The sequence below is a fragment of the Streptomyces maremycinicus genome (assembly GCF_001184025.1).
Classification (GTDB): Bacteria; Actinomycetota; Actinomycetes; order Streptomycetales; family Streptomycetaceae; genus Streptomyces; species Streptomyces maremycinicus.
Genome location: NZ_BBYG01000015.1, coordinates 407,603 through 432,658, shown reverse-complemented (window position 1 = coordinate 432,658; position 25,056 = coordinate 407,603). Strand labels below are relative to the sequence as shown.

The following is a 25,056-nucleotide window of genomic DNA, read 5'->3' as shown; positions in this document are numbered from 1 at the left end:
ACCCATGGCGTTCGGCTGGATCGACGAGCAGGCGGAGCTGCGGCGCCGGGCCGGACTCGTACGGACCCTGCGGCCCCGCCCGGCCGAGTCACCGCTCCTGGACCTCGCGAGCAACGACTACCTGGGGCTCGCCCGCCATCCCGAGGTCATCGAGGGCGCCGCGGCGGCCGCCAGGACCTGGGGCGGCGGCGCGACCGGCTCCCGGCTCGTCACGGGCACCACCGAGCTGCACGGCGAGCTGGAGCGGGAACTCGCCGAGCACTGCGGCTTCGAGGCGGCCCTCGTGTTCTCCTCCGGGTACGCGGCCAACCTGGCAGCGGTCACCGCGCTGGCCCCGCACGGCTCGCTCATCGTCTCCGACGCGGGCAACCACGCCTCCCTCATCGACGGCTGCCGGCTGGCCCGCGGCGCCACCCAGGTCGTCGGGCACGCCGACCCGGACGCGGTGCGCAAGGCGCTCGGCACGCACGACGGCCCGGCGGTGGCCGTCTCCGACACGGTCTTCTCGGTCGACGGCGACGCAGCCCCGCTGGCCGCCCTGGCGGCCGCCTGCCGGGAGCACGGCGCCGGGCTGGTCCTCGACGACGCCCACGGGCTCGGTGTGCTCGGGGACGGCGGGCAGGGCGCGCCCCGCGCGGCGGGTCTGGCGGGCGCCCACGACGTCGTCGTCACCGTGACGCTGTCCAAGTCGCTGGGCAGCCAGGGCGGCGCCGTGCTGGGTCCCGCGCGGGTGATCGAGCATCTGGTGAACGCGGCCCGGACGTTCATCTTCGACACGGGTCTGGCCCCGGCGGCGGCGGGCGCGGCGCTGGCCGCCCTCAGGCTGCTGCGCCGGGAGCCGGGACGCGCGGCGCGTGCGCGTGCGGTGGCGGGGGAGCTGCACGCGCGGCTGACGGCCGCGGGCCTGGCGGCGGTGCGTCCGGACGCCGCGGTCGTCTCCGTGCGTGCGCCGTCCCCGGAGGGGGCCCTGCGCTGGGCGGCGGACTGCCGGTCGGCAGGCCTGGCCGTGGGCTGCTTCCGTCCTCCCTCCGTGCCCGACGGCATCTCACGTCTCAGGCTGACCGCTCGTGCGGACCTCTCCGGGGCCGAGCTGGAACGTGCTGTACGGGTGATCGGCGAAACACGACCATGAGTCGGCGTGACACGGCCGTGGACCGCCGCTGACCGCTTCGGCTACTCCGGTGCGGTCGGCGGGCCCGCGAACACGGCTGTGAAGCCCGACCAGCTCTCGGGGGAGAAGAGCAGGGCGGGTCCGGCCGGGTCCTTGGAGTCGCGCACGGCGAGCAGACCGGCCCAGGGGCCGGAGGCCGGCCGGGCCGTCTCCACACAGTTGTTCGCTCCCGTGCTGTAGCTGCTGCGCAGCCATCGCACATCCGGGAGCCGGTCGGGATCGGTACTGGAAGGTACGTTCCGCGGTGGTGCGGACATGGTGCCTCCTTACGCGCCGTCGGCTATCGCGGCGATGTAATCCGATGAGTCCCCGGGCGAAAGGGCGTGCGCCCGAAGGGCGTTGAAGGCCTCGGTGTAGGCCTGGAGGTCTTCTTTCCGTTCGAGATAGAGGCTACTCGTCAAGTGGTCGAGAACGACAACATCCAGATCAGAAGTGCGCGAAAATGAGAAGATAACGAAAGGGCCAGTTACCCCGATATGGGCTCCGGCCGCGAACGGCAGTACCTGGAGCCGAACTTGGGGCAATCGCGCGGCCTCCACGAGTCGGCCGAGCTGTCGTGCCATCACCTCGGGCCCGCCCACCTCCCGCCGTAGCACCGCCTCGTCGAGCACCGCGCACAGCTCCAGCGGCGGCTGCGCGCGCAGCACGTCCTGGCGGGCCAGCCGCACCTCCACCAGGGTGTCGAGCTGATCCTCGTCGCTCCCCTCCACGGCGGCCCTGGTCACCGCGCGGGCGTACTCCCGCGTCTGGAGCAGCCCCGGCACCACCGTGGTCTCCAGGGTGCGCATCGCGCTCGCCTGCGACTCCAGACTGATGAAGTCCCGGTAGGCGGGCGGCAGCACCCCGCGGTAGGCGTGCCACCAGTGGTCCCGGCCGCCACTGCCGTCGGCGGCCGCCAACGCCATCATCAGATCCCGCAGTTGCGGATCCGCTACACCGTAGGCGTCGAGGAGTAACCGCACATCGGCCGGTTTCGATCCACTGATACCGGTCTCTATGCGGCTCACCTTGGACTGGTGCCAGCCCACGAGCCGGGCCGCCTCACCACTGGTGAGTCCCGCCCGGGCGCGCAGATTGCGCAGTTCGGCGCCCAGCTTTCGGCGGCGCACCGCGGGACCGTGCTGCATGGGCTCCTCCTTACTCCTATCGGGCCGACCAAATACGCTCTGCCGTCGCAGAGTTCACCGCATTGGGCGACAGATATATGCATATCTTGGTGGATCCCACCCGTGACCGACGCGGTAATGGCAGTCTGGCGGAGAAGCACCAGTCCGGGACCGTACTCGAACCATCCACACCGTGTCGGGCTCCCGGTCCCGTGGGAAAGGGACGACGTCGCCATGGCAGATCACCTGGAAGCATCCGTCACTCTGCCGAGCGATCCCGCTTCGGTCTCCACGGCCCGCGTCTTCGTGGCCGGCGCACTCGGGGAATGGGGTCTGCCGGCGGACACCGAGATGGCCGACGCCGTCCGGCTGATCGTCTCGGAACTCGCCACCAACGCCGTACAGCACACCTTCGGGCAGTCACCCACCTTCACGGTGGACCTCGTCCTCGACCGTGACGAACACCTGCGCGTCGGGGTCACCGACAGCCATCCGCGCTTCCCCAAACGACTGCCGGCCGCCGTCCAGCAGGACAACGGCCGAGGCATGGTGATCATTCGCTGGCTCACCGCGGAGTACGGCGGCAGGCTGAGAGTGATGCCCACCCGCGAAGGGGGCAAGACGGTCACCGTGGAGCTCCCGTGGGCCGCCGCGGCGGCGGAGCCGGTGGCCGGGGCCCTGACGGCTCCGGCGGACGGTGAGCTCCCGGGGCGGTGAAGGCGCGTCAGGACGCCCCCACCTCCCCGGGAGGACCAGCCCCGCGACCGGGGCGCGGACTGCCCTAGCGGACCCGCCCGTACCAGACGCTCTTGGTCCAGATCTTCTGGAGCTTCACCACGTCGCCGGTCTTCGGCGAGTGCCAGATCTTGCCCTTACCCGCGTAGATCCCGACGTGGTACACGTTCGAGCCCGAGTGGAAGAACACGAGGTCGCCCGCCTTGCGGCTGGATGCCTTGATGTGCTTCGTCTTGTTGTACTGCTGGGCCGCCGTGCGCGGCAGGCTCTTGCCCGCCTTCTTGAACGAGTACAGCGTGAGCCCCGAGCAGTCGAACCTCTTCGGACCCGTGGCCCCGTACTTGTACGGTGCACCCTTCTTGGAAGCCGCGATCTGGAGCGCCTTCGTCGCCGGTGTGGCGGCCGCGGCGTCCGGGGCGAGCCCCGGGACCACGACCGAGCCGCCCACGGCGGCGATGGCGAAAGCCGAGGCCGTACCGGCCCGGGCCATGAGCGACGGGACACGATTGAGCGCAGTCATGCGCAACCCTTCGTCAGCCGCCTGTGAAGGATGACCTGTCGGATTCGGGCTGGCGAAGTTGCCCGGCCGCTGCTGCGGCTTCACCCCAAGGGCTGCTCGGTCCGGCGTCTCTCCTACGGAGACGACCGTCCCGGCGACCCGTCGTGCTTGGGTCCTCCACTCCTGCCGATGCACTCCTGTCGACCGGTCATCCGGGCGGCGGCAGGACTCGGCGTCCGCCCGGACCGCCCCGCCGCTTGTGGCGGGGGCTTGTCGTCAGTCAGGGATCTTGGCTCACCGATGTCCGAAAATCCCAACGGAACCGGGGATTTGTGGGGTTACTCACCACTCACCTGTTCGGGTGAACACTCTGATGGACGATCAGGTGTCGAACCGCCGGAAGGCCTCCCACCAGCGGTGACGCCCCCCGTTCGGCCCGCGGAGTGCCCCATTTGCGCAACTTCGGGGTGTCCGGGGAACCAGTAGACGCTCTGCCGAACGGGGGTACGCCTTATGGGTCGTTTCAACTCCGGTGCGGTCGTCGCGTCCTGGCCGCGCGCGACCCGGACCGGAGGGGGGCCGGCCGGGTCAACTCTCGGCGAGCGGGGGCAGTGTGACCCGCGCGGTACGGCGCTCCCCGTCCAGGACGCGCAGCGCCCGCGCGAGCGTGGGCGCGTGCAGCTCGTTCTCGCCCCGCTGGTGCATCAGCGTCAGCGCGTACCGCAGCGCCGTCGCCTTGGCCACCAGCGCCTGCGCGGCGCGCAGTCCGCGGTAGGTGTCCCCGTGGTGGGCGGGGTTGATCCGGCCGAGCATGTCCACCACGTCGAGGTAACCGTCGATCAGCTCGGCCTCCGCGCGGGTCAGCGCGGGCAGTGGCGGCAGCTCGGGCACCATCGGCGGCTCACCTCCCGCCGGCCGGGCCGGCCGGGGTCCTGCGGCCGGGGACGATCCCGTCCACCGGGCCGTACTCCACGGCCTCCCGGGCGGTGCACGGATCCATGGTCCACTGCCCGAAGCTCGTGCGCTCGGGCGGGACATGACGGGCGGACGGTCGGTTCATCGGAGCCCCTCCTTCTGCGTCTGACGCCAGCGTCCGACAGGATCTGTAAAAAATGTACAGGGCGTACGTGACGTTAGAATGGGTGTATGGCCTACGAGATTCCGGTGACGCAAGCCAGGGCTGAACTCGCCGACCTGATCAACCGCGTCGTGTACGGCGGTGAACGGGTCGTCGTGACCCGGCACGGCAAGCCTCTCGTCGCCCTCGTCTCCGCCGCCGACCTGGAGCGGCTCGACGATCTCGACGCGCTCGACAGGGCCGTGGACGAGCCGGTGATCAGCTCGGTGACCACCGTGCGGGGGGTCGCGTCCGCTCCCCGCGAACAGCACCGGTTCGGGGTCACGGCGGAGTACCGGCGGCCGAATCCGTCGTAGGGCGCACGCGCCGCGCACACTCGGCTCGCGGCCGAGGTGGTCAGCGGCTCGGGCTCCTCGGGCGGTGACGGCCGCCGCGCCGTATACGGCCCGGTCCTCCACGGCCGCGCCGGCGTCCGTTCGGCCGGCCTGGTGACGGATCGCGAAGGCGCCCTCGTGCCGGGCCGGTCCCTCTCCGGTCGCGCGGTGTCCCGAGCGAGGGTTGCCGGGCGGGTGCGCGAGGCAGGGGGCGGATCGGCGTCGCCCGTCAGGAGGCCGGGACGACGCGCGCCGATACGACGAGGGACGACGCGCTCCGATACGACGCCCGATCCCGCGGCCCGCACGAGGATCTCCGTGGCGCCGGACTTCCTCGTCCAGCAGTCGCCGTACGGGCCCGTCCCGGTGGAGGTGGCGCGGGACGGGCCGCGCGCGTCGACGAGTGTGTGGCCCCCGCCGTCGTGGGCCTGAACCGGTCACAGCTCGGTTAACTTGCTCGAAATGCGGTCCAACTAGCCTGCCGGTCCATGCCACCAGGGTCTTTTCCCGTGGCCGCGGCAACCGGGCCCCGCACGGTCCGGAGCGAGGATGTGAGGTGGGACGTGCAACTGACCCCGCACGAGCAGGAGAGGCTGCTGATCCACGTGGCGGCCGACGTCGCCGAGAAGCGCCGGGCCCGCGGGCTCAGGCTCAACCACCCGGAGGCCGTGGCCCTCATCACCTCGCACCTCCTCGAAGGCGCGCGGGACGGCCGTACGGTGGCCGAGCTGATGGCCTCCGGCCGCAAGCTGCTCACCCGCGACGACGTCATGGAGGGCATCCCCGAGATGATCCACGACGTCCAGGTCGAGGCCACCTTCCCGGACGGCACCAAGCTCGTCACCGTCCACGACCCGATCGTCTGAGGGGACAGCGATGATTCCCGGAGAGATCCTCTTCGCCGACGAGCCGGTCGTCTACAACGAGGGCCGCGAGGTCACCCGGCTCACCGTTCTCAACGCCGCCGACCGGCCCGTCCAGGTCGGCTCCCACTACCACTTCGCCGAGGCCAACCCGGGCCTGGAGTTCGACCGCGCCGCCGCGCACGGCAAGCGGCTGAACGTCGCCGCCGGCACCGCGGTGCGCTTCGAGCCGGGCATCCCCGTCGACGTCGAACTCGTCCCCCTCGCCGGCGCCCGGGTCGTGCCCGGTCTGCGCGGGGAGACCGGAGGTGCCCTCGATGCCTGAGATCTCGCGTGCCGCGTACGCCGACCTGTTCGGCCCGACGACCGGCGACCGCATCCGGCTCGCCGACACCGACCTGCTGATCGAGATCGAGGAGGACCGCTGCGGCGGCCCCGGACTCGCCGGTGAGGAGGCGGTGTTCGGCGGCGGCAAGGTCATCCGTGAGTCCATGGGCCAGTCCCGCGCCACCCGCGCGGACGGCACGCCCGACACCGTCATCACGGGCGCGGTCGTCGTCGACCACTGGGGTGTGGTGAAGGCCGACGTCGGCATCCGCGACGGGCGCATCACCGGCATCGGCAAGGCCGGCAACCCCGACACGATGGACGGGGTCCACCCGGACCTGGTCATCGGCCCGGAGACCGAGATCATCGCCGGCAACGGACGGATCCTGACGGCCGGCGCGGTCGACGCGCACGTCCACTTCATCTGTCCGCAGATCGCCGACGAGGCGCTGTCCGCCGGGGTCACCACGCTGGTCGGCGGCGGCACCGGGCCGGCCGAGGGTTCGAAGGCGACCACCGTGACGCCCGGCCCGTGGCACCTCGCGCGGATGCTGGAGGCGATGGAGCAGTACCCGCTGAACATCGGCTTCCTCGGCAAGGGCAACACCGTCTCGCAGGACGCGATGCTCTCGCAGATCCGGGGCGGGGCGCTCGGGCTGAAGCTGCACGAGGACTGGGGCTCGACGCCGGCCGTCATCGACGCCGCGCTGACCGTCGCCGACCGGACCGGCATCCAGGTCGCGATCCACACGGACACCCTCAACGAGGCCGGGTTCGTCGGCGACACGCTCGCCGCGATCGCCGGACGCGGCATCCACGCGTACCACACCGAGGGCGCGGGCGGCGGACACGCGCCGGACATCATGACGGTGGTCTCCGAGCCGCACGTGCTGCCGAGTTCGACGAACCCGACGCGGCCGTACACCGTGAACACCGCCGAGGAACACCTCGACATGCTGATGGTGTGCCACCACCTCAACCCCGCGGTCCCCGAGGACCTGGCGTTCGCCGAGTCGCGCATCCGTCCGTCGACGATCGGCGCCGAGGACGTCCTGCACGACCTCGGGGCGATCTCGATCATCTCGTCCGACGCGCAGGCCATGGGCCGGGTCGGCGAGGTCGTCCTGCGCACCTGGCAGACGGCACACGTCATGAAGCGGCGCAGGGGATCGCTGCCGGGCGACGGCCCGGCGGACAACCACCGGGTGCGCCGCTACATCGCCAAGTACACGATCAACCCGGCGCTCGCCCAGGGCCTGGCCCGCGAGATCGGGTCGGTCGAGGGAGGCAAGCTCGCCGACCTGGTGCTGTGGGAGCCGGCGTTCTTCGGCGTCAAGCCGCACCTCGTCATCAAGGGCGGGCAGATCGCGTACGCGCAGATGGGCGACGCCAACGCCTCGATCCCGACGCCGCAGCCGATCCTGCCGCGTCCGATGTACGGCGCGATCGGCCGGGCGCCCGCGTCCAACTCGTTCAACTTCGTGGCGCCGCTGGCGATCGAGGACGGACTGCCGGAGCGGGTGCAGCTGGGCAAGAGGTTCGTCGCCATCGAGTCCACCCGCGCGGTGACCAAGGCGGACATGCGGGAGAACGACGCCCGGCCGCGGGTCCGGGTCGACCCCGACAGCTTCGCCGTGCACATCGACGGGGAACTGGTCGAGGCGACCCCGGCCGCCGAACTGCCCATGGCACAGCGCTACTTCCTGTTCTGATGCCGGTGCCCATCTCTGTTCTGAGGACCTCGATGTGACAAGGGCAGCACTGCTCGTCCTGGCCGACGGCCGCTTCCCCGCCGGAGGCCACGCGCACTCCGGCGGGGCGGAGGAGGCCGTCAAGGCGGGTCGGATCACCGGTGTGACCGGCCTGGAGGCCTTCCTGCGGGGGAGGTTGCACACCGCGGGCGTGGTGACGGCGGCGCTGGCGGCCGCCGCCGCGGCCGGCGCCGACCCGGCGGAGCTGGACGCGGCGGCCGACGCCCGCACCCCGTCCCCGGCACTGCGGCTGACCGCCAGGAAACTGGGCCGGCAGCTGATGCGGGCCGCCCGCGCGACCTGGCCGAGCGCCGAACTCGACGCCCTGGCGGGGGAGTTCCCCGCGGGGGCGCATCAGCCGGTGGTGCTGGGGCTGACCGCGCGGGCGGCCGGGCTCGGCGCGGCGGACGCGGCGTACTGCGCGGTCTACGAGAGTGTGAGCGGACCGGCGACGGCCGTGGTGCGGCTGCTCGGCCTCGACCCGTTCGCGGCGACCGGCGTGCTGGCCCGGCTGGCGCCGGAGCTGGACCGGGTGGTCGACCGGGCGGTGTCCTGCGGGACGGCCGCGCCGACCCAGGGTGTCGACGTGCTGCCGGCGGCTTCGGCGCCGCTGCTGGAGATCGGGGCGGAGGTGCATGCCGGCTGGCCGGTGCGGCTGTTCGCCTCGTGAGGATTCCCGCCCCGCCGCATCTTCCCGTTCCCGACCCCGGGGGCGCCGCCCCCCCCATACCCCGTTCGGCCCTGAAACGGGCCTCGTCCTCGAACTCCGGACGGGCTGCATCACCCAGCCCGGGCGAACAGGAGCCGTTGTGCATCTCGACCACTCCCACCACGGGCCCGCCGCCGTCGGCGCCGACGCGCGCCGGGCGGACGGTTCACGCCGCGCCCTGCGGATCGGGCTCGGCGGTCCCGTCGGATCCGGCAAGACCGCCACCGTCGCCGCCCTGTGCAGGGCCCTGCGCGACGAACTGTCCCTCGCCGTCGTCACCAATGACATCTACACCCGCGAGGACGCCGAGTTCCTGCTCCGGGAAGCGGTGCTGCCGCCCGAGCGGATCACGGCCGTCGAGACGGGCGCCTGTCCGCACACGGCGATCCGGGACGACATCTCCGCCAACCTCGAGGCGGTGGAGGATCTGGAGGACGAGGTCGGGCCGCTGGACCTGATCCTCGTCGAGTCCGGCGGGGACAACCTCACCGCCACCTTCTCCAAGGGCCTGGTGGACGCGCAGGTCTTCGTCATCGACGTCGCGGGCGGCGACGACATCCCGCGCAAGGGCGGCCCCGGCGTCACCACCGCGGATCTGCTCGTCGTCAACAAGACCGACCTCGCGCCGTACGTCGGCTCCGACCTGGCCCGGATGGCCGCCGACGCCAAGGCCCAGCGGGCCGAACTCCCGGTCGTCTTCCAGTCGTTGCGCGGCGAGGCCGGGGTCGCCGATGTCGCCGCGTGGGTCCGGGCGCGGATCGCCGCCTGGACGGCGTGACATGAGCGGAGTGCACGCGACCGCGCGGATCGGGGCGAGGGCCGACGGACGCGGAGGCACCGCCCTGCCCGTCCTCGAGAGCGACGGACCGCTCGCCCTGCGGCGCACCCGCGGCACCGGCGAGGAGGCCCGCGTGCTGCTCGTCGGCGCGATGAGCGGACCGCTCGGCGGCGACCGCTTCGCCGTCGAGGCCGAGGTCGGCAACGGCGCCCGGCTGCACGTCGGTTCGGCGGCCGCCACCATCGCCCTGCCCGGACAGACCAAGGACGAGGCCCACTACGACGTCCGTCTCGCGGTCGCCGACGGCGGCGAACTCCGGTGGATGCCCGAGCAGTTGATCTCCGCCAAGGGAAGCGACCTGTTCGTCACCACACGGGCCGACCTCGGGGCGGACGCCCGGCTCGTGCTGCGCGAGGAGCAGGTGCTCGGCCGGGTGGGGGAGGAGCCGGGGAGGCTGACCAGTCGGCTCACCGTGCGGGTCGCGGGGCGGGTCGTCCTCGATCAGGAACTGGCCTGCGGGCCCGGCGCACCCGGCGGCTGGGACGGGCCCGCCGTCCTCGCGGGGTACCGTGCGGTGGGGCAACTCGTAGTCGTGCGCCCGGAGTTCCATCGAGCGCCCACGGCCGCACGCAGTGTCGGCGAGTACGCCCGGGTCATGCCGCTGGCCGGGCCCGCCACCCTCGTCAGCGCCGTCGCGCCCGACGCGCTGCGGCTGCGGCGGGCGTTGGACGAGGCGCTCACCCATGTCGACATCCGGTGAGCGGTACATCACTTTCCGGTTATCGGATTGGCAAAGAAGGTCAACGACACCTTTTCTCAGGTGCCTCACAGCCGCGAGGATCCCTCTGCCGCCATAACCAGGTAGGGGGAGTTCCCACTTGAAGGACATACGACCCAACAAGCGCACCACGGCGCTCGGCTCGGCAGGCGTGCTCGTCGCCGCGACGATGCTCGCCGGCGCTTTCACGGCGCCCACGGCGAGCGCGACGAGCGACCGGTCGGGCCAGGACCGCGAGGCGCGCGGTGCCGCGCTCGCGGCGGAGCGGGCCGGCAAGGCCGGCATCGACTGGCAGGACTGTCCCGCCGACTGGGGCCTGGAGAAGCCGATCCAGTGCGGCTGGGTCACCGTGCCGCTGGACTACGCCAAGCCGAACGGCAAGCAGATCAAGCTGGCCGTCGACCGCATCGGCAACACGGGCACGGCCGCGGAGCGCCAGGGCGCGCTCGTCTACAACCCCGGCGGTCCCGGCGGCTCGGGCCTGCGCTTCCCGCGCCGCGTCACCACCAAGGCCCCCGTCTGGACCAACGTGGCGAAGGCCTACGACTTCGTGGGCTTCGACCCGCGCGGTGTCGGCCACTCCGCGCCCATCTCCTGCATCGACCCGCAGGAGTTCGTCAAGGCGCCGAAGGCCGACCCGGTCCCGGACAGCGAGGCCGACAAGCTCGGCCAGATCAAGCTCGCCCGTGAGTACGCGGACGGGTGCGCCGAGCGCAGCGGCAAGGCCGTGCTGGCGCAGATGACCACCCCGAACACCGTCCGCGACCTGGACGTCATCCGGGCCGCACTGGGCGAGAAGAAGCTCAACTACCTGGGTGTCTCCTACGGCACCTACATCGGCGCGGTCTACGGCACCATGTTCCCGGGCCATGTGCGCCGCATGGTCGTCGACAGCGTGGTCAACCCCTCCCGGGAGAAGATCTGGTACGAGGCCAACCTCGACCAGGACGTCGCCTTCGAGGGCCGCTGGAAGGACTGGGAGGACTGGGTCGCCGCCAATGACGCCACCTTCCACCTCGGCACCACCCGTGCCGCCGTCCAGGCCAAGTGGCTCGAACTGCGCGCCACCGCGAAGAAGAACCCCATCGGCGGGATCGTCGGCCCGGCCGAGCTGATCTCGTTCTTCCAGAGCGCCCCGTACTACGACTCCTCGTGGGTCCCGGTCGCCACGGTCTTCAGCAAGTACTTCGCGGGAGACACCCAGGCGATCGTCGACGCGGCCGCCCCGGACCTGACCGACACGGCCGGCAACATCTCCTCGGAGAACGGCAACGCCGTCTACACCGCCGTCGAGTGCACCGACGCCAAGTGGCCGACCAGCTGGCGGAAGTGGAACAGCGACAACACGCGGCTCCACAAGGACTACCCGTTCATGACCTGGGCCAACGCCTGGATGAACCTGCCGTGCGCCTTCTGGCCGGTCCAGCAGCAGACCCCGGTGGACGTCAAGACCCACAAGGGCCTGCCGCAGGTGCTCATCGTGCAGTCCACGGATGACGCGGCCACCCCGTACGAGGGCGCCGTCGAACTGCACAAGCGCTTCAAGGGCTCCCGTCTGATCACCGAGAAGGACGCCGGCTCCCACGGCGTCACCGGCCTGGTGAACACCTGCGTCAACTCGCGGGTGGACGCCTACCTCCTCACCGGCAAGCTGGACTCCGCGGACGTGACCTGCGCGCCGCACGCCACGCCCAAGCCGTAGCACCACCCCGTAGGACAGCGAAGGGCGGCCGGAGCGATCCGGCCGCCCTTTCCATCTTCCTGACGGGGCGTCGAGTGATGACGGTCCGTCAACGTGACGGCAGCCGGGGGAACCTGCGTTCCTTCTCCGCCCTGGCCGCCTTCGCCGCGGCCTCCTCCGCCTTGGCGACGGCCGCGTACTGGTCCACGTACTCCTGCTCGGACAGCGTCAGGATCGCGTACATGATCTCGTCGGTGATCGCGCGCAGCACCGCCTTCTCGTTCTCCATACCGAGGTAGCGGGAGAAGTCGAGCGGCTCACCGAAGCGGATCACCACCGGGTGCAGGGTCGGGATCACCTTGCCGGGCGGCTGTGCCTCGAAGGTGCCGATCATCGCGCAGGGGATGACGGGGACCTGAGCGCGGAGGGCCATCACCGCCACGCCGACCTTGCCCTTGTACAGGCGGCCGTCGTGCGAGCGGGTGCCCTCCGGGTAGATGCCGAGCAGTTCGTCCTTGGCGAGCACGCCGAGGCCCTCGCGGATGGCGGCCTGGCCGGCCTCCTTGCCGGAGCGGTCCACCGGGATCTGGCCCGCGCTGCGGAAGAAGGCCGCGGTCAGCCGGCCCTTGATGCCGGGCCCCGTGAAGTACTCGGCCTTCGCGAGGAAGGTGATGCGGCGCTTGAGGATCGCGGGCATCAGGAAGTGGTCCGAGAACGACAGGTGGTTCCCCGCGACGATGGCCGCACCCGAGTCCGGAACGTGCTCGAGGCCTTCGATCCGCGGTCGGAAGACCAGTCTCAGCAGGGGGCCCAGCAAGACGTACTTGAGCACGTAGTAGAACAAGGGGTCGCTCCTCACTCCGGCGGATCGGCGGGTCGGCCGCCTGACCAGGGTGCTGCTCCCGGACGGTCCGCAGCAAGCCGCAGGGAGCGCCGGGCGGCGATCGCGCGGCCGCCGGGCGGGCGCGCGCGAACGCTTTCTCGTCGAATCTCCACGGATCTTGCCGCAACCGTAGCGGTTGTCACCTCCGCCGAGGACGCAGCCCCCGGGACGGGTGCCCCGGCTTGCCGGTCTTGATGCCGCGGCCGCCGAGCGGCACCCCCGGCCCCGAACTCCCCCGGCGATGAACGGACTTCACGGCGCGGCTCATGCCGCCGTCGCGCTCCCCGGACGCCGGGCATCGCCGGCGGTGGTCCTCACAGCCGTACGATCACCAGCGCCGTGTCGTCGGTCGCGCCCCCGGGCGGCAGCAGTTCCAGCAGGACGGCGTCGGCGAGGGGCTCGGGGTCCGCCTTCCGGTGGCGGGCGAGGGCGTCGGCGAGGCGGGCGAGCCCCGTGTCGATGTCCTCGTGCCGCCGTTCCACCAGCCCGTCGGTGTACAGGGCGAGGGTGGCACCGCTGTCGTAGGAGGTGCGGGCCTGGGGCCGGCGCACCGGCGTGGGCCGCGCGTCGAGCGGGGGGTCGGTCGCCCGGTCGAGGAACTCCACCCGGCCGTCGGCGTGCACCAGCACGGGCGGCGGGTGCCCGGCGCTGCTGTAGGTGATGGTGCGGTGGTCGAAGTCGATGAAGGTGGTCACCGCGGTGGCCGATTCGGCGCCGTCCACCACATGCGCGTACCGCCCGAGGACGTTCAGCGCCTCGGCCGGACCCGCGGCGACCCGGGAGGTCGCGCTGAGCGCGCTGCGCAGCTGGCCCATCACCCCGGCGGCCTCCAGCCCGTGCCCGACGACGTCGCCGACCGACACGCCGAGGCGGTTGCCGCCGACGAGGTCCACCAGGTCGTACCAGTCCCCGCACACGTTGAGCGCGCCGACCGCCGGCCGGTAGCGCACCGCGGCCCGGTGGTGTCCGACCTGCCGGCCGGCCGGCAGCATCGCCTCCTGGAGGGCGAGGGCCACCTCGCGCTCGCGGGCGTGGGCCAGCCGCAGCCGCTCGTTGAGTTCCTGGAGCTCGCGGGCCCGGGTGTACAGCTCGGCCTCCAGGACGCGGCTCCGGATGCCGTGGCGCGCCCCGTTCCCGCCCGCCCCGCGACGGCCGCGGGCCCGGATCAGCTCGGTGACCTCCTCGACCCGGTGCACCAGCAGCACCACCGAGCCGTCGGGTCCGTGGACGGGGGCGTTGACGGGGCTCCAGTAGCGCTCGTCCCACTCGCCGGGCCGCTCGACCGACTCCACGTCGTACCGCTGGAGCGCCATGGACTCCCGCTCGCCGGTGTCCAGGACGCGGTGCAGCGACGCCTCCAGGTTGCGCATGCCGTTCGCGGCCCCGTCGCCGGAGTTGTCGGGGAAGACCTCGAAGAGGTGCCGGCCGATGAGCTGCTCGCGTTTGCGGCCGGACACGCGCAGGAACTCCCGGTTGGCGTCCGCGTACACCAGCTCCGGCGTCAGCAGCGCCACCGCGCCCGGCAGCGCCTGGAACACCGCCGCGTAGTCGATCGCCGTGTCGTTCATGGCCGCGCCCCATCCGCCGGTCTTGCGCCAGTTTCTCATGTCATGCGACGAATGGGTGGGCGAGCCGCTGCGTGCGGCCGGTCACCCGTCGGGATCCGTGAGGGACTGCTCGGCCCAGATGATCTTGCCCTCGGGGAGAAAGCGGGTGCCCCACCGCTGCGTGACCTGCGAGACCAGCAGCAGCCCCCGGCCGCCCTCGTCGGTGGCGCGCGGATGGCGCAGATGCGGCGCGGTGGTGCCGCCGTCGAAGACCTCGCACACCAGGGTGCGCTCACGGATCAGCCGCAGCCGGATCGGTCCCGATGCGTACCGGATGGCGTTGGTGACCAGCTCGCTCACGACCAGCTCGGTGGTGAACGACAGCTCCGTGAGCCCCCACTCCGCCAGCCGGCGGCTCGCCGTCTTGCGGGCCTCGGCCACCGCCGCCGGGTCGGCGGGCAGCTCCCAGTCCGCGACCCGGTCCGCGGGCAGCCGCCGGGTCCGGGCCATCAGCAGGGCCACGTCGTCGTACGGACGCGCCGGGACCAGGGCGTCGATCACCGTCCCGCAGCGCAGCTCGAGCGTGTCCGCCGACTGCTCCAGCGCCCGCCGCAGCCGTTCCCGGTCGGTGTCCAGCGCCCACCGCTCGCCCCGGGCCAGCAGACCGTCCGTGTGCAGCGCCAGCGTGCTGCCCTCCGGCAGGGTCACCTCGGCCGACTCGAACGGCGTTCCGCCCACGCCGAGCGGCGGCCCCTGGGGCAGCTCGACGAACGTGACGGTGCCGTCCGGCAGGACGACGGCCGGGGCGGGGTGACCGGCGGCGGCCATCACACACCGTCCGTCGACGGGGTCGTAGACGACGTACACGCAGGCGGCGCCCACCGTCCGGGCCCCGTCCGTCCACGGCTCCGGCGGCTCCGTCTCGGCCGCCACGCCTTCCTCGTCGTCCATGCGGGTGACCAGGTCGTCGAGGTGCGCGAGGATCTCCTCCGGGGGCAGGTCCAGGGCGGCGAGGGTGCGTACGGCGGTCCGCAGGCGCCCCATGGCCGCCGCGGCGTCGATGCCGTGCCCGGGCACCTCGCCGACCACCAGCGCCACCCGCGCCCCCGACAGCGGGATCAGGTCGTACCAGTCGCCGCCGAGGCCGGTCAGCTCGTCGGCCGGCCGGTAGCAGGCGGCCACTTCGACCGCGTCCTGCTCGGGCAGCCGGCGGGGGAGCAGATTGCGCTGGAGCACCAGGGCCGCGTCCCGCTCGCGCGTGTAGCGACGGGCGTTGTCCACGCAGACGGCCGCCCGGGAGACCAGGTCCTCGGCGAGGACCAGATCGTCCTCGCCGAACGGCTCGTTGCGGTGCCGGCGCAGGAAGGTGACGACGCCGAGGGTGACGCCACGCGCCCGGACCGGCACGATCAGGGCGCTGGGCGGCTCGGTCCCGGCGGGCACTGCGGCGACCCACCGCGCGGTGAACGGATCGAGCGGGTCCAGCGGGTCGAGGCGCTCGACCCGCCAGGGCCGCCCGCCGACCAGACAGCGCACCGCGGGCGAGCCGGCCCGGTGCACGACCTCGCGGGTGCCCGTCGTGTCCCCGGGACCGCCGGCCGACCGCCGGCCCGCCCTGCGCAGGGTGACGGAGCCGTCCGTACCGTCCGGGACCTGGGCGGGCGAGGGCTCCGCGCCCCGCAGCACCGGCTCCAGCAGGTCCACGGTGACGAGGTCGGCGAAGCCCGGCACCGACACGTCCGCCAGCTCCTGGGCGGTCCGGGCGATGTCCAGACTGCGACCGATGCGCCGGCCGGCCCGGTCGAGCAGCGCGAGCCGCTGCCGGGCCCGGTGCCGCTCGGTCATGTCCACGACCGTGTAGTAGACGCCCATCGGGTCGCCGTGGTCGTCCTCCAGGCGCGTGAACGACAGCATGTGCGCCGTCTCGCGGTGCGGCGCCGCCCGTACCCGCCCCACGAGCTCGTAGCCGAGGACGGGCTCGCCGGTCGCCAGCACCCGCCGCATCTGCGCCTCGATCGCCTCGGAGTCCAGCCCCGGCTGGACCTCGGCCAGCCGCATCCCCAGCCGGTCCTCGGGCCGGCCGCCGCCGAACTGGGCCAGGGCCGCGTTCGACCACACGCAACGCAGGTCGGTGTCGACCATCGCGATGCCGATCGGGGAGCCTCCGATCATCTGCTCCAGCACCGCGCGGCTCATGTCCCAGCCCGGTGCGTCCGCCATCTCGTTCAGCAGCACCAGCCAGCGCGCGCTGCCGCCGGGCTCGTCGGCCGAGGTGATCCGCGCCATGACCGGCACCGGCCGCCCGTCCCGGCGGCGGGCCGACAGCAGCCCCGCCCAGCCGCCGTCCCGACGGCACCGCTCCAGGACGTACGGCAACCGTCCGGCTTCCTCGGGGGCGAGCAGCCCCGCCAGGCCCTCGCCCACCGCCTCGGCGGCCGGAAATCCCAGCAGGCGCTCGGCGTCCCTGGTCCAGCTCGTCACCACCCCCCGCGCGTCCAGCAGCAGGGGGGCGGTGTCCGCCACGTCGAACCACCGGCGGGCGACGTCGTCCTCGTCGTGTGTGCCCACGGCCGACCTCTCTGTCGCTGAGAGTGGTCTACCACCTCCTGACTCAATCCTCACCCTGCCTGCACGACAGCGGCGGAGCCACCCGGGAGACGGGTTCCGCGCGCCGGCGCGGCCGGGAGTCCGCGCCCCGCGCGGGGCGCGTCCCTCAGGAGTCCCGCCTCAGCACGCCCTCCAAGGTGGCCAGCGCCGAGGTCAGTTCCTCGCCGGTGATGGTCAGCGGCGGCGCCAGCCGGATGGTCGAGCCGTGGGTGTCCTTGACCAGGACGCCCTCGCGCATGAGGCGCTCGCTCACCTCGCGGCCGGTGCCCAGCGCCGGGTCGACGTCGACACCGGCCCACAGCCCGCGCGCCCGGAAGCCGACGACGCCCTTGCCGACCAGCCCGGTCAGCCCGTCCCGCAGGACCGCGCCCAACTCGGTCGCCCGGCGCTGGAACTCACCCGTCTCCAGCAGTTCCACCACCGCCGTGCCCACCGCGGCGGCCAGCGGGTTGCCGCCGAACGTCGAACCGTGCTCGCCCGGCCGCAGCACCGACAGCACCTCCCGCCGGGCCACCACCGCCGACACCGGCACGATCCCGCCGCCCAGCGCCTTGCCGAGCAGCAGCACGTCGGGAACGACCCCCTCGTGCTCCACGGCGAGCGTGCGCCCGGTCCGGCCGAGCCCGGACTGGATCTCGTCCGCGACGAACAGGCAGTTCTCGCGGCGGGTCAGCTCCCGCACCCCGGCCAGATAGCCGTCGTCGGGGATGACGACCCCCGCCTCGCCCTGGATCGGCTCGATCAGCACCGCCGCCGTCGTCTCGTCGACGGCCGCCTCCAGCGCCGCCAGGTCGTTGTACGGCACGATCCGGAAGCCCGGGGTGAACGGCCCGAAGCCCGCCCGCGCCGTCTCGTCCGTGGAGAAGCTCACGATCGTCGTCGTACGGCCGTGGAAGTTGTCGGCGGCCACCACGATCGTCGCCCGGTCGGCGGGCACGCCCTTGACCTCGTACGCCCACTTGCGGGCCACCTTGATGCCGCTCTCGACCGCCTCCGCGCCCGTGTTCATCGGCAGGACCATGTCCAGGCCGGTCAGCGCCGCGAGCCGCTCTGCGAAGCCGGCGAGCCGGTCGTTGTGGAAGGCGCGGGAGGTGAGGGTGAGACGGTCCAGCTGGCGGTGGGCCGCTTCGATCAGCAGTGGATGCCGGTGGCCGAAGTTGAGCGCCGAGTAGCCGGCCAGCATGTCGAGGTAGCGGCGGCCCTCGACGTCCCGCACCCAGGCGCCCTCGGCGCTCGCGACGACCACGGGCAGCGGATGGTAGTTGTGCGCGAGGACGGGCTCCTCGGCGCGGATCAGATCGGCGGAGGTGCGCGTCGGGACGACGGGTGCGGTCATGAACGGATCTCCTGCGTGCAGCACTTGATGCCGCCGCCGGCCTTCTGGAACTCCGAGAGGTCGACGGGGACGGGGACATAGCCGCGCTCGGTGAGACGGGAGGCGAGGGCCTCGGCGCGGGGCGCGATGAACACATGGCGCCCGTCGGAGACCGAGTTCAGGCCGAAGACCATGGCGTCCTCGCGGGTGGCGAGCACCGCGTCCGGATACAGCCGGGCCAGCACCTCACGGCTGCCGGAGGAGAACGCCTCCGGGTAGTACGAGATGTTGTCGTCGTCGAGGACGAACAGCGCCGTGTCCAGGTGGTAGAAGTGCGGATCCACCAGGGTCAGGCTGATCACCGGATGGCCGAAGAACTCCTGCACCTCACGGTGCGCCTCCCGGGTCGTGCGGAAGCCGGTGCCGGCCAGCACGTACCGGCCCGTCCACACCAGGTCGCCCTCGCCCTCGCAGACGGACTCCGGCCGGTGGACGTCGTAGCCCGCCGCCTTGAACCAGGTGTCGTAGTGCACGGACTCGGGCCGCCGCTCGGGGGCGTGGAACAGGGAGCCGAAGACCCGGCCCGCCACCACGACCGCCGAGTTCGCGGCGAACACCATGTCCGGGAGCCCGGGGGCCGGCTCCACGGTGTCCACGGTGTGGCCGTGGGCCCGGTAGGCGCTGATCAGCGTCTGCCACTGCTCCTGGGCGAGGTCGACGTCGACGGGGCTCCCGGGCCGCATCCAGGGGTTGATCGCGTACTGCACGGCGAAGTGTCTGGGCTCACAGACGAGGAAGCGCCGGGGGCGCCGCACACGGGTCTCGGTCACTGAGAGGTACCTCCACCTTTCCCTTTTCCCTGCGGGTCGACTGGGGGTTGACACCAAGGTAGGAACTGACGGGGACGCCCGACAAGGAACAAGCATTGCGTGTCGACGCAGGAATGCTGCGTGATATGCCAGGTGGACGCAGGTTCGCTGCGCCAACGGAGGTTTATTCGGGAGCGGGCTGGCTCGCGCCCGCCTCCGGGCTGTCCGGCAGAAGATGGGACAGCACCATCACGCTGATCGTCTTGCGGATGAAGGGCTCGGCCCGGATGCGCTCCAGCACGTTCTCGAAGTGCTCCACGTCCCGCGCCCGCACATGCAGCAGCGCGTCCGCCCCGCCCGTCACCGTCATCGCCGCGGTGATCTCCGGATGGTTGCGCGCCACCTCCGCGAGGCGCCTCGGGGGCGCGGCGCCCTCGCAGTACACCTCCACGTACGCCTCCGTGCGCCAGCCCAGCGCCGACGGCCGCACGGTCGCCGTGAAGCCCGTGATCACCCCGGTCTCCCGCAGCCGGTCCACCCGGCGCTTGACGGCCGTCGAGGACAGCCCGACGGCCGTCCCGATCTCGGCGAAGCTCGTCCTGGCGTTCGCCATCAGAGCGGTGACGATCTTCCGGTCGAGTTCGTCGAAGGGGACGGGCACGCTGTTCATGCGGGCACTGTATCCAGCGCGTACGTCCACACCCCGGTACATGTCCAGCCGCGCCGATCGCCCCTACACTCCACCTTCATGCTGCGCGCCCTCGCCGTCGACGACGAACGCCCCTCGCTGGAGGAGCTGCTGTACCTGCTCACCGCGGACCCCCGGATCGGCACCGTGGAGGGCGCGGGCGACGCGACCGAGGCGCTGCGCCGCATCAACCGCGCCCTGGAATCGGGGCCCGACGGCCCCGAGGCCATCGACGTGGTCTTCCTGGACATCCAGATGCCCGGCCTCGACGGCCTCGACCTCGCCCGCCTCCTCACCGGCTTCGCGCGACCGCCCCTGGTCGTGTTCGTCACCGCCCACGAGGACTTCGCCGTCCAGGCCTTCGACCTCAAGGCCGTCGACTACGTCCTCAAACCGGTCCGCAAGGAACGCCTCGCCGAGGCGGTCCGCCGCGCCGTCGAACTCAGGGCCGCGGAACGCCGCGGAGCAGCGCCGCGCATCCCCGTGCACGAGCCCGACCCGGACCACATACCCGTCGAGCTCGGCGGGGTGACCCGCTTCGTCGCCGTCGACGACATCACCCACGTCGAGGCCCAGGGCGACTACGCCCGGCTGCACACCGAACGCGGCAGCCACCTGGTCCGCATCCCGCTGTCCGCCCTGGAGGAGCGCTGGCGCGCCCGCGGCTTCGTCCGCATCCACCGCCGTCATCTCGTCGCCCTGCGCCACATAGGCGAACTCCGTCTGGACACCGGCACGGTGAGCGTCCTGGTCGGCGGCGAGGAACTCCAGGTCAGCCGCCGCCACACCCGCGAACTGCGCGACCTGCTGATGCGGAGGCCCTGACCGTGCCCCACCAGGACCCCGCCGAGCGGCGGGTCGTCGTCACCGGACCCGCCCGCCGTACCGGCCGCGCCTCCGGCTACTACCGTCCGCGGACCGAGATCGACGAGCAGACCACCCTCGGCCACACCTACGTCCGCTCCCTGATGCGCTCCCAACTGCGCGCCGCCCTCGCGGTGTTCGCCGTGCTCACGCTGCTCGTGGGCCCGCTGCCGCTGCTCTTCGCGGCGATGCCCGACTCCCGCCGCCTCGAATGGGCCGTCCTCGGCTTCTGCCTCTACGCCCCGCTCGTCCTGCTCGCCCGCTGGTACGTGCGCCGCGCCGAACGCAACGAGCGGGACTTCGTCCGGCTGGTCGAGGACCGATGAACTCGGCCTTCGCCGTCCCCGCCGTCGCGCTCGTCGTCGTCGCGACCGTCCTCGTCGGCGCCTTCGGCCTGCGCATCTCCCGCACCACCTCCGACTTCTACGTCGCCTCCCGCACCGTCGGCCCGCGCCTGAACGCGGCCGCCATCAGCGGCGAGTACCTCTCCGCCGCCTCCTTCCTCGGCATCGCGGGCCTGGTCCTGGTCCAGGGGCCGGACATGCTCTGGTACCCGGTCGGTTACACCGCCGGCTACCTGGTGCTGCTGCTCTTCGTCGCCGCCCCGCTGCGCCGCTCCGGCGCCTACACGCTCCCCGACTTCGCCGAGGCCCGCCTCGCCTCCCAGTCGTCCCGGCGGCTCGCGGGCGCCTTCGTCGTCGGCGTCGGCTGGCTTTATCTGCTGCCCCAACTCCAGGGCGCGGGGCTGACGTTGACCGTCCTGACCGGCGCCCCCGACTCGCTCGGAGGGCTGATCGTCGCGGTCGTCGTCACCGCGACCGTCGCCGCGGGCGGTATGCGCAGCATCACCTTCGTGCAGGCCTTCCAGTACTGGCTCAAGCTCACCGCCCTGCTCGTCCCCGCCCTCTTCCTGGTCCTCGCCTGGCAGGGCGACGGCGCGCCCCGGGACGCCTTCGCCGAACCGGCCACCTTCCGCGAGCAGCGCGTCGTCCGGGTCGACGCCACCCTCGACCTCCGGCTGGACCGCCCGCTGACCGTGACGGTGGACGGCACCATCGACGGCCGCCCGCACCGGGACACCGTGCTCCGGCTCCCCGTCGGCACCCACCACATCGCCCGGGGCACCCGCCTCACCTTCGCCGAGGGCACCGCCGTCCCGGTCGCCGAGCGCGGCAGCAACGGCGGCATGTCCACCTCGCTCGCGGCCGGCCGGGAGGAGCGCCCCCTCTACGCCACCTACGGCCTGATCCTCGCGACCTTCCTCGGCACGATGGGCCTGCCGCACGTCGTCGTCCGCTTCTACACCAGCCCGCACGGCGTCGCCGCCCGCCGCACCACGGTCGCCGTCCTCGCCCTGATCGGCGCCTTCTACCTGCTGCCGCCCGTCTACGGCGCCCTGGGCCGCCTCTACGCCCCGGAGCTGGCCCTCGGCGGCGACGCCGACGCGGCCGTCCTGCTGCTGCCCGACCGGGTGATCGGCGGCCTCGGCGGCGACCTGCTGGGCGCACTGGTCGCCGGGGGAGCCTTCGCCGCCTTCCTGTCCACGGCCTCCGGGCTGACGATGGCGGTCGCCGGCGTGCTCACCCAGGACGTCCTGCCGAGCCGGGGCGTGCGGCACTTCCGGCTCGGCACCGGGCTCGCCATGGCCGTACCCCTCGCCGCGAGCCTGCTGGTGGGCGGGCTGCCGGTGGCCGACGCGGTCGGGCTCGCCTTCGCGGTGTCGGCGTCCTCCTTCTGCCCGCTGCTGGTCCTCGGCATCTGGTGGCGACGGCTGACCCCGCCCGGCGCGGCCGCCGGGATGCTCGTGGGCGGCGGTTCGGCGTTCGTCGCCGTCGCCGCCACCATGGCGGGCTTCCCCGGCACGGGCGGCCTGCACGCGCTGCTCGCCTGGCCCGCGCTGTGGTCCGTACCGCTCGGCTTCCTCACCATGATCCTGGTGTCCCTGGCCACCCCGGGGCGGGTCCCGCCCGGCACGGCGGCCATCCTGGCCCGGTTCCACCTGCCCGAGGAGCTGAGCACGCACGAGCTGCGGGCGGCGGAGGCGAAGGCATGAGCGGTTTCCTCGCGGGCGTCTGCATCGCGATCCTGCCCTTCCTCGCCGCGGGCTTCTGGCTGGGCCGCCGCACCGCCCGCCCGGAGAACCTCGGCGGCCTGGGCACCCCCGTCGAGCACGCCACCTTCGAGACCCTGCACACCGCCTCGCTCGCCGCGCCGCCGCTCAGGGCGGGCCTCACCGAGGAGACGGCCCGCAGATCGGCCCGCAGACTGCGCACCCTGCTCGGCACGGACGCGCTGTGCCTGACCGACGAGTCGCGGGTGCTGGTCTGGGACGGCGTGGGGTCACATCACCGCGCCGAGATCATGGAACGGCTGGCCGGCCCCCTGGAGAGCGGGCGCGGCGAGGCGTTCCGGCTCAGTTGCGAGCACGCCGACTGCCCCGTCGGCTGGGCCGTGCTGGCCCCGCTCACCGTCGACGACCGGGTGCACGGCGTCCTGGTGGCCTGCGCGCCCCGTGAGTCGGCCGTCCTGGTCCGGGCGGCCGGGGAGGTGGCCCGCTGGGTGAGCGTCCAGCTGGAACTGGCGGACCTCGACCAGTCCCGCACGAAACTGATCGAGGCGGAGATCAAGGCCCTGCGTGCCCAGATCAGTCCGCACTTCGTCTTCAACTCGCTCGCGGTGATCGCGTCGTTCGTCCGCACCGACCCCGAACGCGCCCGCGAGCTGCTCCTGGAGTTCGCCGACTTCACCCGCTACTCGTTCCGCAGGCACGGCGACTTCACCACCCTCGCCGACGAACTGCACGCCATCGACCACTACCTGGCGCTGGTCCGGGCCCGCTTCGGCGACCGCCTCGCCGTCACCCTCCAGATAGCCCCCGAGGTCCTCCCGGTGGCGCTGCCCTTCCTCTGTCTCCAGCCGCTCGTCGAGAACGCCGTCAAACACGGCCTGGAGGGCAAGGCCGACAAATGCCACATCCAGATCACCGCGCAGGACGCCGGCGCCGAGGCCCTGGTCGTCATCGAGGACGACGGCGCCGGCATGGACCCGGTCGCGCTGCGCCGCATCCTGGCCGGCGAGGCGAGCCCCTCCGGAGGCATCGGACTGTCCAACGTGGACGACCGGCTCCGCCAGGTGTACGGCGACGACCACGGCCTGGTCATCGAGACGGCCCTGGGGGCGGGGATGAAGATCACCGCCCGGCTGCCGAAGTACCAGCCGGGCGTCCACTCGGCGGCCCGCCTCACCGGCGGCCAGGGCCGGTCCGCGTCATGATCATGGCGAGCGTGATCAGTCCCAGCACGACCCAGCCGAACCACAGCCAGCCGTTGCTGCCGAGCGCCACCGTGTAGGCGGTCACCGCGACGAGTCCGCCGACGGTGAGCACCCCCATGGTCTTCGTCGAACTGTCCGTGGTACCTGCCATCGCGACACCTTCCTCGGGGCCGCCCTCCGCAGGGCGCGTCCCCTCCATGGTGCCCCGGGTTCAGCGCCCGTGTGCGTCGAGCGACGCAAGATAGGCGTTGTACGCCTCCAGCTCCTGGTCGCCGTCGCGGTCCGCGGCCCGGTCCTTGCGCCGGGCCTGCCGCTGCTCGGAGCCGTACCACTGGAACAGCAACGCGATCAGCACCAGCACGGACGGGATCTCGCTGAACGCCCAGGCGATGCCGCCGGCCGCGTTCTGGTCGGAGAGCGCGTCGATGCCGAGCGAGGCGGGCGGGTTCTCGAACGTGCCCACCATCGGCTGCGACGCCATCATCAGCGCGATGCCGAAGAACGCGTGGAACGGCATCCCCGCGAACAGCTCCAGCATCCGCATCAGATAGCCGGGCCGGTTCGGACCCGGGTCCACCCCGATGATCGGCCAGAAGAACACCACGCCCACGGCGAGGAAGTGCACCATCATCGCGAGGTGCCCCGCCCTGGAGCCCATCAGGAAGTCGAAGATCGGCGTGAAGTACAGCGCGTACAGGCTCGCGATGAACAGCGGGATGGTGAACGCGGGATGCGTGATGATCCGCAGGTAGCGGCTGTGCAGCAGCATCAGCAGCAGCTCCCGCGGCCCCTTGCGGCCCCGCCCGGCGGCCGGCAGCGCGCGCAGCGCCAGCGTCATGGGCGCGCCCAGCAGGATCAGGATCGGCGACAGCATGCTGATCACCATGTGCTGCACCATGTGCACGCTGAACATGACCATGCCGTAGTCGTTCAGCCGGGTGCACATCACGAGCCCGATGGTCAGCACCCCGACGACGAACGACACGGTCCGCCCCACCGGCCACGCGTCCCCGCGCCGCCGCAGCCGCAGGACACCCCACCCGTACAGCCCCAGCCCCACCAGGCAGCCGACGAGGAAGAACGGGTCCGCCGACCACTGAAGGCCCCGCCCCAGCGTGAACGGCGGCAGATCCATGGTCATGCCGTGCCCGCTGTGTCCCATGCCGCCGGCTCCTGATTCGTGGGGGGTTGTACGTTTCCTGCCGCCCACAAGAGTAGAG

At 72.5% G+C, this 25,056-nt stretch carries 27 protein-coding genes and 1 riboswitch; of the genes, 14 read left to right on the top strand and 13 right to left on the bottom strand.

Annotated features, from left to right (window positions below; translation table 11 throughout):
- Window positions 1–4: 4 nt before the first annotated feature.
- Window positions 5–1,132 carry an 8-amino-7-oxononanoate synthase gene (locus tag AOQ37_RS22680; RefSeq protein ID WP_062646433.1) on the top strand — a complete coding sequence of 376 codons (1,128 nt, stop codon included), beginning with the start codon at window positions 5–7 and terminating at the stop codon, window positions 1,130–1,132.
- A 41-nt stretch (window positions 1,133–1,173) separates the two neighbouring features.
- On the opposite strand, the gene AOQ37_RS22675 is transcribed toward AOQ37_RS22680, so the two are convergent.
- Window positions 1,174–1,428, bottom strand: coding sequence for a DUF397 domain-containing protein (locus AOQ37_RS22675; RefSeq protein ID WP_062646432.1), 255 nt, complete (start codon window positions 1,426–1,428; stop codon window positions 1,174–1,176).
- A gap of 9 nt (window positions 1,429–1,437) precedes the next feature.
- Window positions 1,438–2,298, bottom strand: coding sequence for a helix-turn-helix domain-containing protein (locus tag AOQ37_RS22670; RefSeq protein ID WP_062646431.1), 861 nt, complete (start codon window positions 2,296–2,298; stop codon window positions 1,438–1,440).
- Window positions 2,299–2,511: 213 nt separating this feature from the next.
- Here AOQ37_RS22670 and AOQ37_RS22665 point away from each other — a divergent pair, with 213 nt between their 5' ends.
- On the top strand, window positions 2,512–2,994 hold the full coding sequence (locus tag AOQ37_RS22665; RefSeq protein WP_062646430.1) for an ATP-binding protein: 483 nt from the start codon (window positions 2,512–2,514) through the stop codon (window positions 2,992–2,994).
- Window positions 2,995–3,058: 64 nt separating this feature from the next.
- Here AOQ37_RS22665 and AOQ37_RS22660 read toward each other — a convergent pair whose 3' ends face one another.
- From AOQ37_RS22660 to AOQ37_RS40500, 3 genes are all read right to left on the bottom strand, one after another.
- Window positions 3,059–3,532 (bottom strand): C40 family peptidase, encoded by a 474-nt coding sequence (locus AOQ37_RS22660; RefSeq protein WP_062646429.1) that lies wholly within the window; start codon window positions 3,530–3,532, stop codon window positions 3,059–3,061.
- Between the two features lie 3 nt (window positions 3,533–3,535).
- Window positions 3,536–3,678: riboswitch (cyclic di-AMP (ydaO/yuaA leader) on the bottom strand.
- A gap of 421 nt (window positions 3,679–4,099) precedes the next feature.
- Window positions 4,100–4,405: a hypothetical protein gene (locus AOQ37_RS22655; protein WP_062646428.1), complete on the bottom strand. Its 306-nt coding sequence runs from the start codon at window positions 4,403–4,405 to the stop codon at window positions 4,100–4,102.
- Window positions 4,406–4,412: 7 nt separating this feature from the next.
- Complete coding sequence (locus AOQ37_RS40500; protein WP_159401367.1) at window positions 4,413–4,571, bottom strand: hypothetical protein; 159 nt, start codon at window positions 4,569–4,571, stop codon at window positions 4,413–4,415.
- An 86-nt stretch (window positions 4,572–4,657) separates the two neighbouring features.
- On the opposite strand from AOQ37_RS40500, the gene AOQ37_RS22650 reads away from it, so the two are divergent.
- The 8 genes from AOQ37_RS22650 to AOQ37_RS22615 all read left to right on the top strand — a co-directional run bounded on the left by AOQ37_RS22650 (window position 4,658) and on the right by AOQ37_RS22615 (window position 11,871).
- The gene (locus AOQ37_RS22650; RefSeq protein WP_062646427.1) at window positions 4,658–4,945 is read left to right on the top strand and encodes a type II toxin-antitoxin system Phd/YefM family antitoxin; all 288 of its coding nucleotides are present in this window, start codon (window positions 4,658–4,660) and stop codon (window positions 4,943–4,945) included.
- Between the two features lie 581 nt (window positions 4,946–5,526).
- Window positions 5,527–5,829 carry an urease subunit gamma gene (locus AOQ37_RS22645; protein ID WP_062646426.1) on the top strand — a complete coding sequence of 101 codons (303 nt, stop codon included), beginning with the start codon at window positions 5,527–5,529 and terminating at the stop codon, window positions 5,827–5,829.
- A 10-nt stretch (window positions 5,830–5,839) separates the two neighbouring features.
- Window positions 5,840–6,151 carry an urease subunit beta gene (locus AOQ37_RS22640; protein ID WP_062646425.1) on the top strand — a complete coding sequence of 104 codons (312 nt, stop codon included), beginning with the start codon at window positions 5,840–5,842 and terminating at the stop codon, window positions 6,149–6,151.
- Complete coding sequence (locus AOQ37_RS22635) at window positions 6,144–7,865, top strand: urease subunit alpha (protein ID WP_062646424.1); 1,722 nt, start codon at window positions 6,144–6,146, stop codon at window positions 7,863–7,865. Before AOQ37_RS22640 ends, AOQ37_RS22635 begins: the two co-directional genes overlap by 8 nt.
- Before the next feature lie 34 nt (window positions 7,866–7,899).
- Window positions 7,900–8,574: an urease accessory protein UreF gene (locus AOQ37_RS22630; protein WP_062646423.1), complete on the top strand. Its 675-nt coding sequence runs from the start codon at window positions 7,900–7,902 to the stop codon at window positions 8,572–8,574.
- 139 nt (window positions 8,575–8,713) lie between these two features.
- The gene (gene ureG, locus AOQ37_RS22625; protein ID WP_062646422.1) at window positions 8,714–9,391 is read left to right on the top strand and encodes an urease accessory protein UreG; all 678 of its coding nucleotides are present in this window, start codon (window positions 8,714–8,716) and stop codon (window positions 9,389–9,391) included.
- Window position 9,392: 1 nt separating this feature from the next.
- Window positions 9,393–10,151, top strand: a complete 759-nt coding sequence (locus AOQ37_RS22620; protein ID WP_062646421.1) for an urease accessory protein UreD — start codon at window positions 9,393–9,395, stop codon at window positions 10,149–10,151.
- Between the two features lie 187 nt (window positions 10,152–10,338).
- Window positions 10,339–11,871, top strand: a complete 1,533-nt coding sequence (locus AOQ37_RS22615; protein ID WP_374701538.1) for an alpha/beta hydrolase — start codon at window positions 10,339–10,341, stop codon at window positions 11,869–11,871.
- Between the two features lie 88 nt (window positions 11,872–11,959).
- Here the strand turns inward: AOQ37_RS22615 and AOQ37_RS22610 are convergent, their stop codons facing one another.
- From AOQ37_RS22610 to AOQ37_RS22585, 6 genes are all read right to left on the bottom strand, one after another.
- Window positions 11,960–12,694: a lysophospholipid acyltransferase family protein gene (locus AOQ37_RS22610; protein ID WP_062646419.1), complete on the bottom strand. Its 735-nt coding sequence runs from the start codon at window positions 12,692–12,694 to the stop codon at window positions 11,960–11,962.
- Window positions 12,695–13,047: 353 nt separating this feature from the next.
- Complete coding sequence (locus tag AOQ37_RS22605) at window positions 13,048–14,301, bottom strand: PP2C family protein-serine/threonine phosphatase (RefSeq protein ID WP_062646418.1); 1,254 nt, start codon at window positions 14,299–14,301, stop codon at window positions 13,048–13,050.
- Between the two features lie 81 nt (window positions 14,302–14,382).
- Window positions 14,383–16,848 carry a SpoIIE family protein phosphatase gene (locus AOQ37_RS22600; protein WP_062646417.1) on the bottom strand — a complete coding sequence of 822 codons (2,466 nt, stop codon included), beginning with the start codon at window positions 16,846–16,848 and terminating at the stop codon, window positions 14,383–14,385.
- Window positions 16,849–16,993: 145 nt separating this feature from the next.
- Window positions 16,994–18,223 (bottom strand): ornithine--oxo-acid transaminase, encoded by a 1,230-nt coding sequence (gene rocD / locus AOQ37_RS22595; protein ID WP_062646416.1) that lies wholly within the window; start codon window positions 18,221–18,223, stop codon window positions 16,994–16,996.
- Window positions 18,220–19,032: a dimethylargininase gene (ddaH, locus tag AOQ37_RS22590; protein ID WP_062646415.1), complete on the bottom strand. Its 813-nt coding sequence runs from the start codon at window positions 19,030–19,032 to the stop codon at window positions 18,220–18,222. The genes rocD and ddaH overlap by 4 nt, the downstream gene beginning before the upstream one ends.
- 163 nt (window positions 19,033–19,195) lie before the next feature.
- A complete protein-coding gene (locus AOQ37_RS22585) occupies window positions 19,196–19,681 on the bottom strand; it encodes an Lrp/AsnC family transcriptional regulator (protein WP_062646414.1) in 486 nt (161 codons plus the stop codon).
- Window positions 19,682–19,759: 78 nt separating this feature from the next.
- Here AOQ37_RS22585 and AOQ37_RS22580 point away from each other — a divergent pair, with 78 nt between their 5' ends.
- From AOQ37_RS22580 to AOQ37_RS22565, 4 genes are read left to right on the top strand one after another with little or no spacing between them, the layout of a single operon-like run.
- Window positions 19,760–20,524, top strand: coding sequence for a LytR/AlgR family response regulator transcription factor (locus AOQ37_RS22580; RefSeq protein ID WP_062646413.1), 765 nt, complete (start codon window positions 19,760–19,762; stop codon window positions 20,522–20,524).
- Complete coding sequence (locus AOQ37_RS22575) at window positions 20,521–20,889, top strand: hypothetical protein (RefSeq protein ID WP_374701537.1); 369 nt, start codon at window positions 20,521–20,523, stop codon at window positions 20,887–20,889. Before AOQ37_RS22580 ends, AOQ37_RS22575 begins: the two co-directional genes overlap by 4 nt.
- Window positions 20,886–22,616 carry a sodium/solute symporter gene (locus AOQ37_RS22570; protein ID WP_062646411.1) on the top strand — a complete coding sequence of 577 codons (1,731 nt, stop codon included), beginning with the start codon at window positions 20,886–20,888 and terminating at the stop codon, window positions 22,614–22,616. Before AOQ37_RS22575 ends, AOQ37_RS22570 begins: the two co-directional genes overlap by 4 nt.
- Window positions 22,613–23,836, top strand: a complete 1,224-nt coding sequence (locus AOQ37_RS22565; protein WP_062646410.1) for a sensor histidine kinase — start codon at window positions 22,613–22,615, stop codon at window positions 23,834–23,836. The genes AOQ37_RS22570 and AOQ37_RS22565 overlap by 4 nt, the downstream gene beginning before the upstream one ends.
- On the opposite strand, the gene AOQ37_RS22560 is transcribed toward AOQ37_RS22565, so the two are convergent.
- Window positions 23,805–23,987, bottom strand: coding sequence for a hypothetical protein (locus AOQ37_RS22560; protein WP_062646409.1), 183 nt, complete (start codon window positions 23,985–23,987; stop codon window positions 23,805–23,807). The genes AOQ37_RS22565 and AOQ37_RS22560 overlap by 32 nt on opposite strands.
- 60 nt (window positions 23,988–24,047) lie before the next feature.
- Window positions 24,048–24,998, bottom strand: coding sequence for a cytochrome c oxidase assembly protein (locus tag AOQ37_RS22555; protein WP_062646408.1), 951 nt, complete (start codon window positions 24,996–24,998; stop codon window positions 24,048–24,050).
- Window positions 24,999–25,056: the final 58 nt, after the last annotated feature.

Coding starts and splice junctions, on each gene's coding strand:
- AOQ37_RS22680 (WP_062646433.1), top strand. CDS start 5: ATGGCGTTCGGCTGGATCGACGAGCAGGCGGAGCTGCGGCGCCGGGCC.
- AOQ37_RS22675 (WP_062646432.1), bottom strand. CDS start 1,428: ATGTCCGCACCACCGCGGAACGTACCTTCCAGTACCGATCCCGACCGG.
- AOQ37_RS22670 (WP_062646431.1), bottom strand. CDS start 2,298: ATGCAGCACGGTCCCGCGGTGCGCCGCCGAAAGCTGGGCGCCGAACTG.
- AOQ37_RS22665 (WP_062646430.1), top strand. CDS start 2,512: ATGGCAGATCACCTGGAAGCATCCGTCACTCTGCCGAGCGATCCCGCT.
- AOQ37_RS22660 (WP_062646429.1), bottom strand. CDS start 3,532: ATGACTGCGCTCAATCGTGTCCCGTCGCTCATGGCCCGGGCCGGTACG.
- AOQ37_RS22655 (WP_062646428.1), bottom strand. CDS start 4,405: ATGGTGCCCGAGCTGCCGCCACTGCCCGCGCTGACCCGCGCGGAGGCC.
- AOQ37_RS40500 (WP_159401367.1), bottom strand. CDS start 4,571: ATGAACCGACCGTCCGCCCGTCATGTCCCGCCCGAGCGCACGAGCTTC.
- AOQ37_RS22650 (WP_062646427.1), top strand. CDS start 4,658: ATGGCCTACGAGATTCCGGTGACGCAAGCCAGGGCTGAACTCGCCGAC.
- AOQ37_RS22640 (WP_062646425.1), top strand. CDS start 5,840: ATGATTCCCGGAGAGATCCTCTTCGCCGACGAGCCGGTCGTCTACAAC.
- AOQ37_RS22635 (WP_062646424.1), top strand. CDS start 6,144: ATGCCTGAGATCTCGCGTGCCGCGTACGCCGACCTGTTCGGCCCGACG.
- AOQ37_RS22620 (WP_062646421.1), top strand. CDS start 9,393: ATGAGCGGAGTGCACGCGACCGCGCGGATCGGGGCGAGGGCCGACGGA.
- AOQ37_RS22615 (WP_374701538.1), top strand. CDS start 10,339: ATGCTCGCCGGCGCTTTCACGGCGCCCACGGCGAGCGCGACGAGCGAC.
- AOQ37_RS22605 (WP_062646418.1), bottom strand. CDS start 14,301: ATGAACGACACGGCGATCGACTACGCGGCGGTGTTCCAGGCGCTGCCG.
- rocD (WP_062646416.1), bottom strand. CDS start 18,223: ATGACCGCACCCGTCGTCCCGACGCGCACCTCCGCCGATCTGATCCGC.
- AOQ37_RS22585 (WP_062646414.1), bottom strand. CDS start 19,681: ATGAACAGCGTGCCCGTCCCCTTCGACGAACTCGACCGGAAGATCGTC.
- AOQ37_RS22580 (WP_062646413.1), top strand. CDS start 19,760: ATGCTGCGCGCCCTCGCCGTCGACGACGAACGCCCCTCGCTGGAGGAG.
- AOQ37_RS22570 (WP_062646411.1), top strand. CDS start 20,886: ATGAACTCGGCCTTCGCCGTCCCCGCCGTCGCGCTCGTCGTCGTCGCG.
- AOQ37_RS22565 (WP_062646410.1), top strand. CDS start 22,613: ATGAGCGGTTTCCTCGCGGGCGTCTGCATCGCGATCCTGCCCTTCCTC.
- AOQ37_RS22560 (WP_062646409.1), bottom strand. CDS start 23,987: ATGGCAGGTACCACGGACAGTTCGACGAAGACCATGGGGGTGCTCACC.
- AOQ37_RS22555 (WP_062646408.1), bottom strand. CDS start 24,998: ATGGGACACAGCGGGCACGGCATGACCATGGATCTGCCGCCGTTCACG.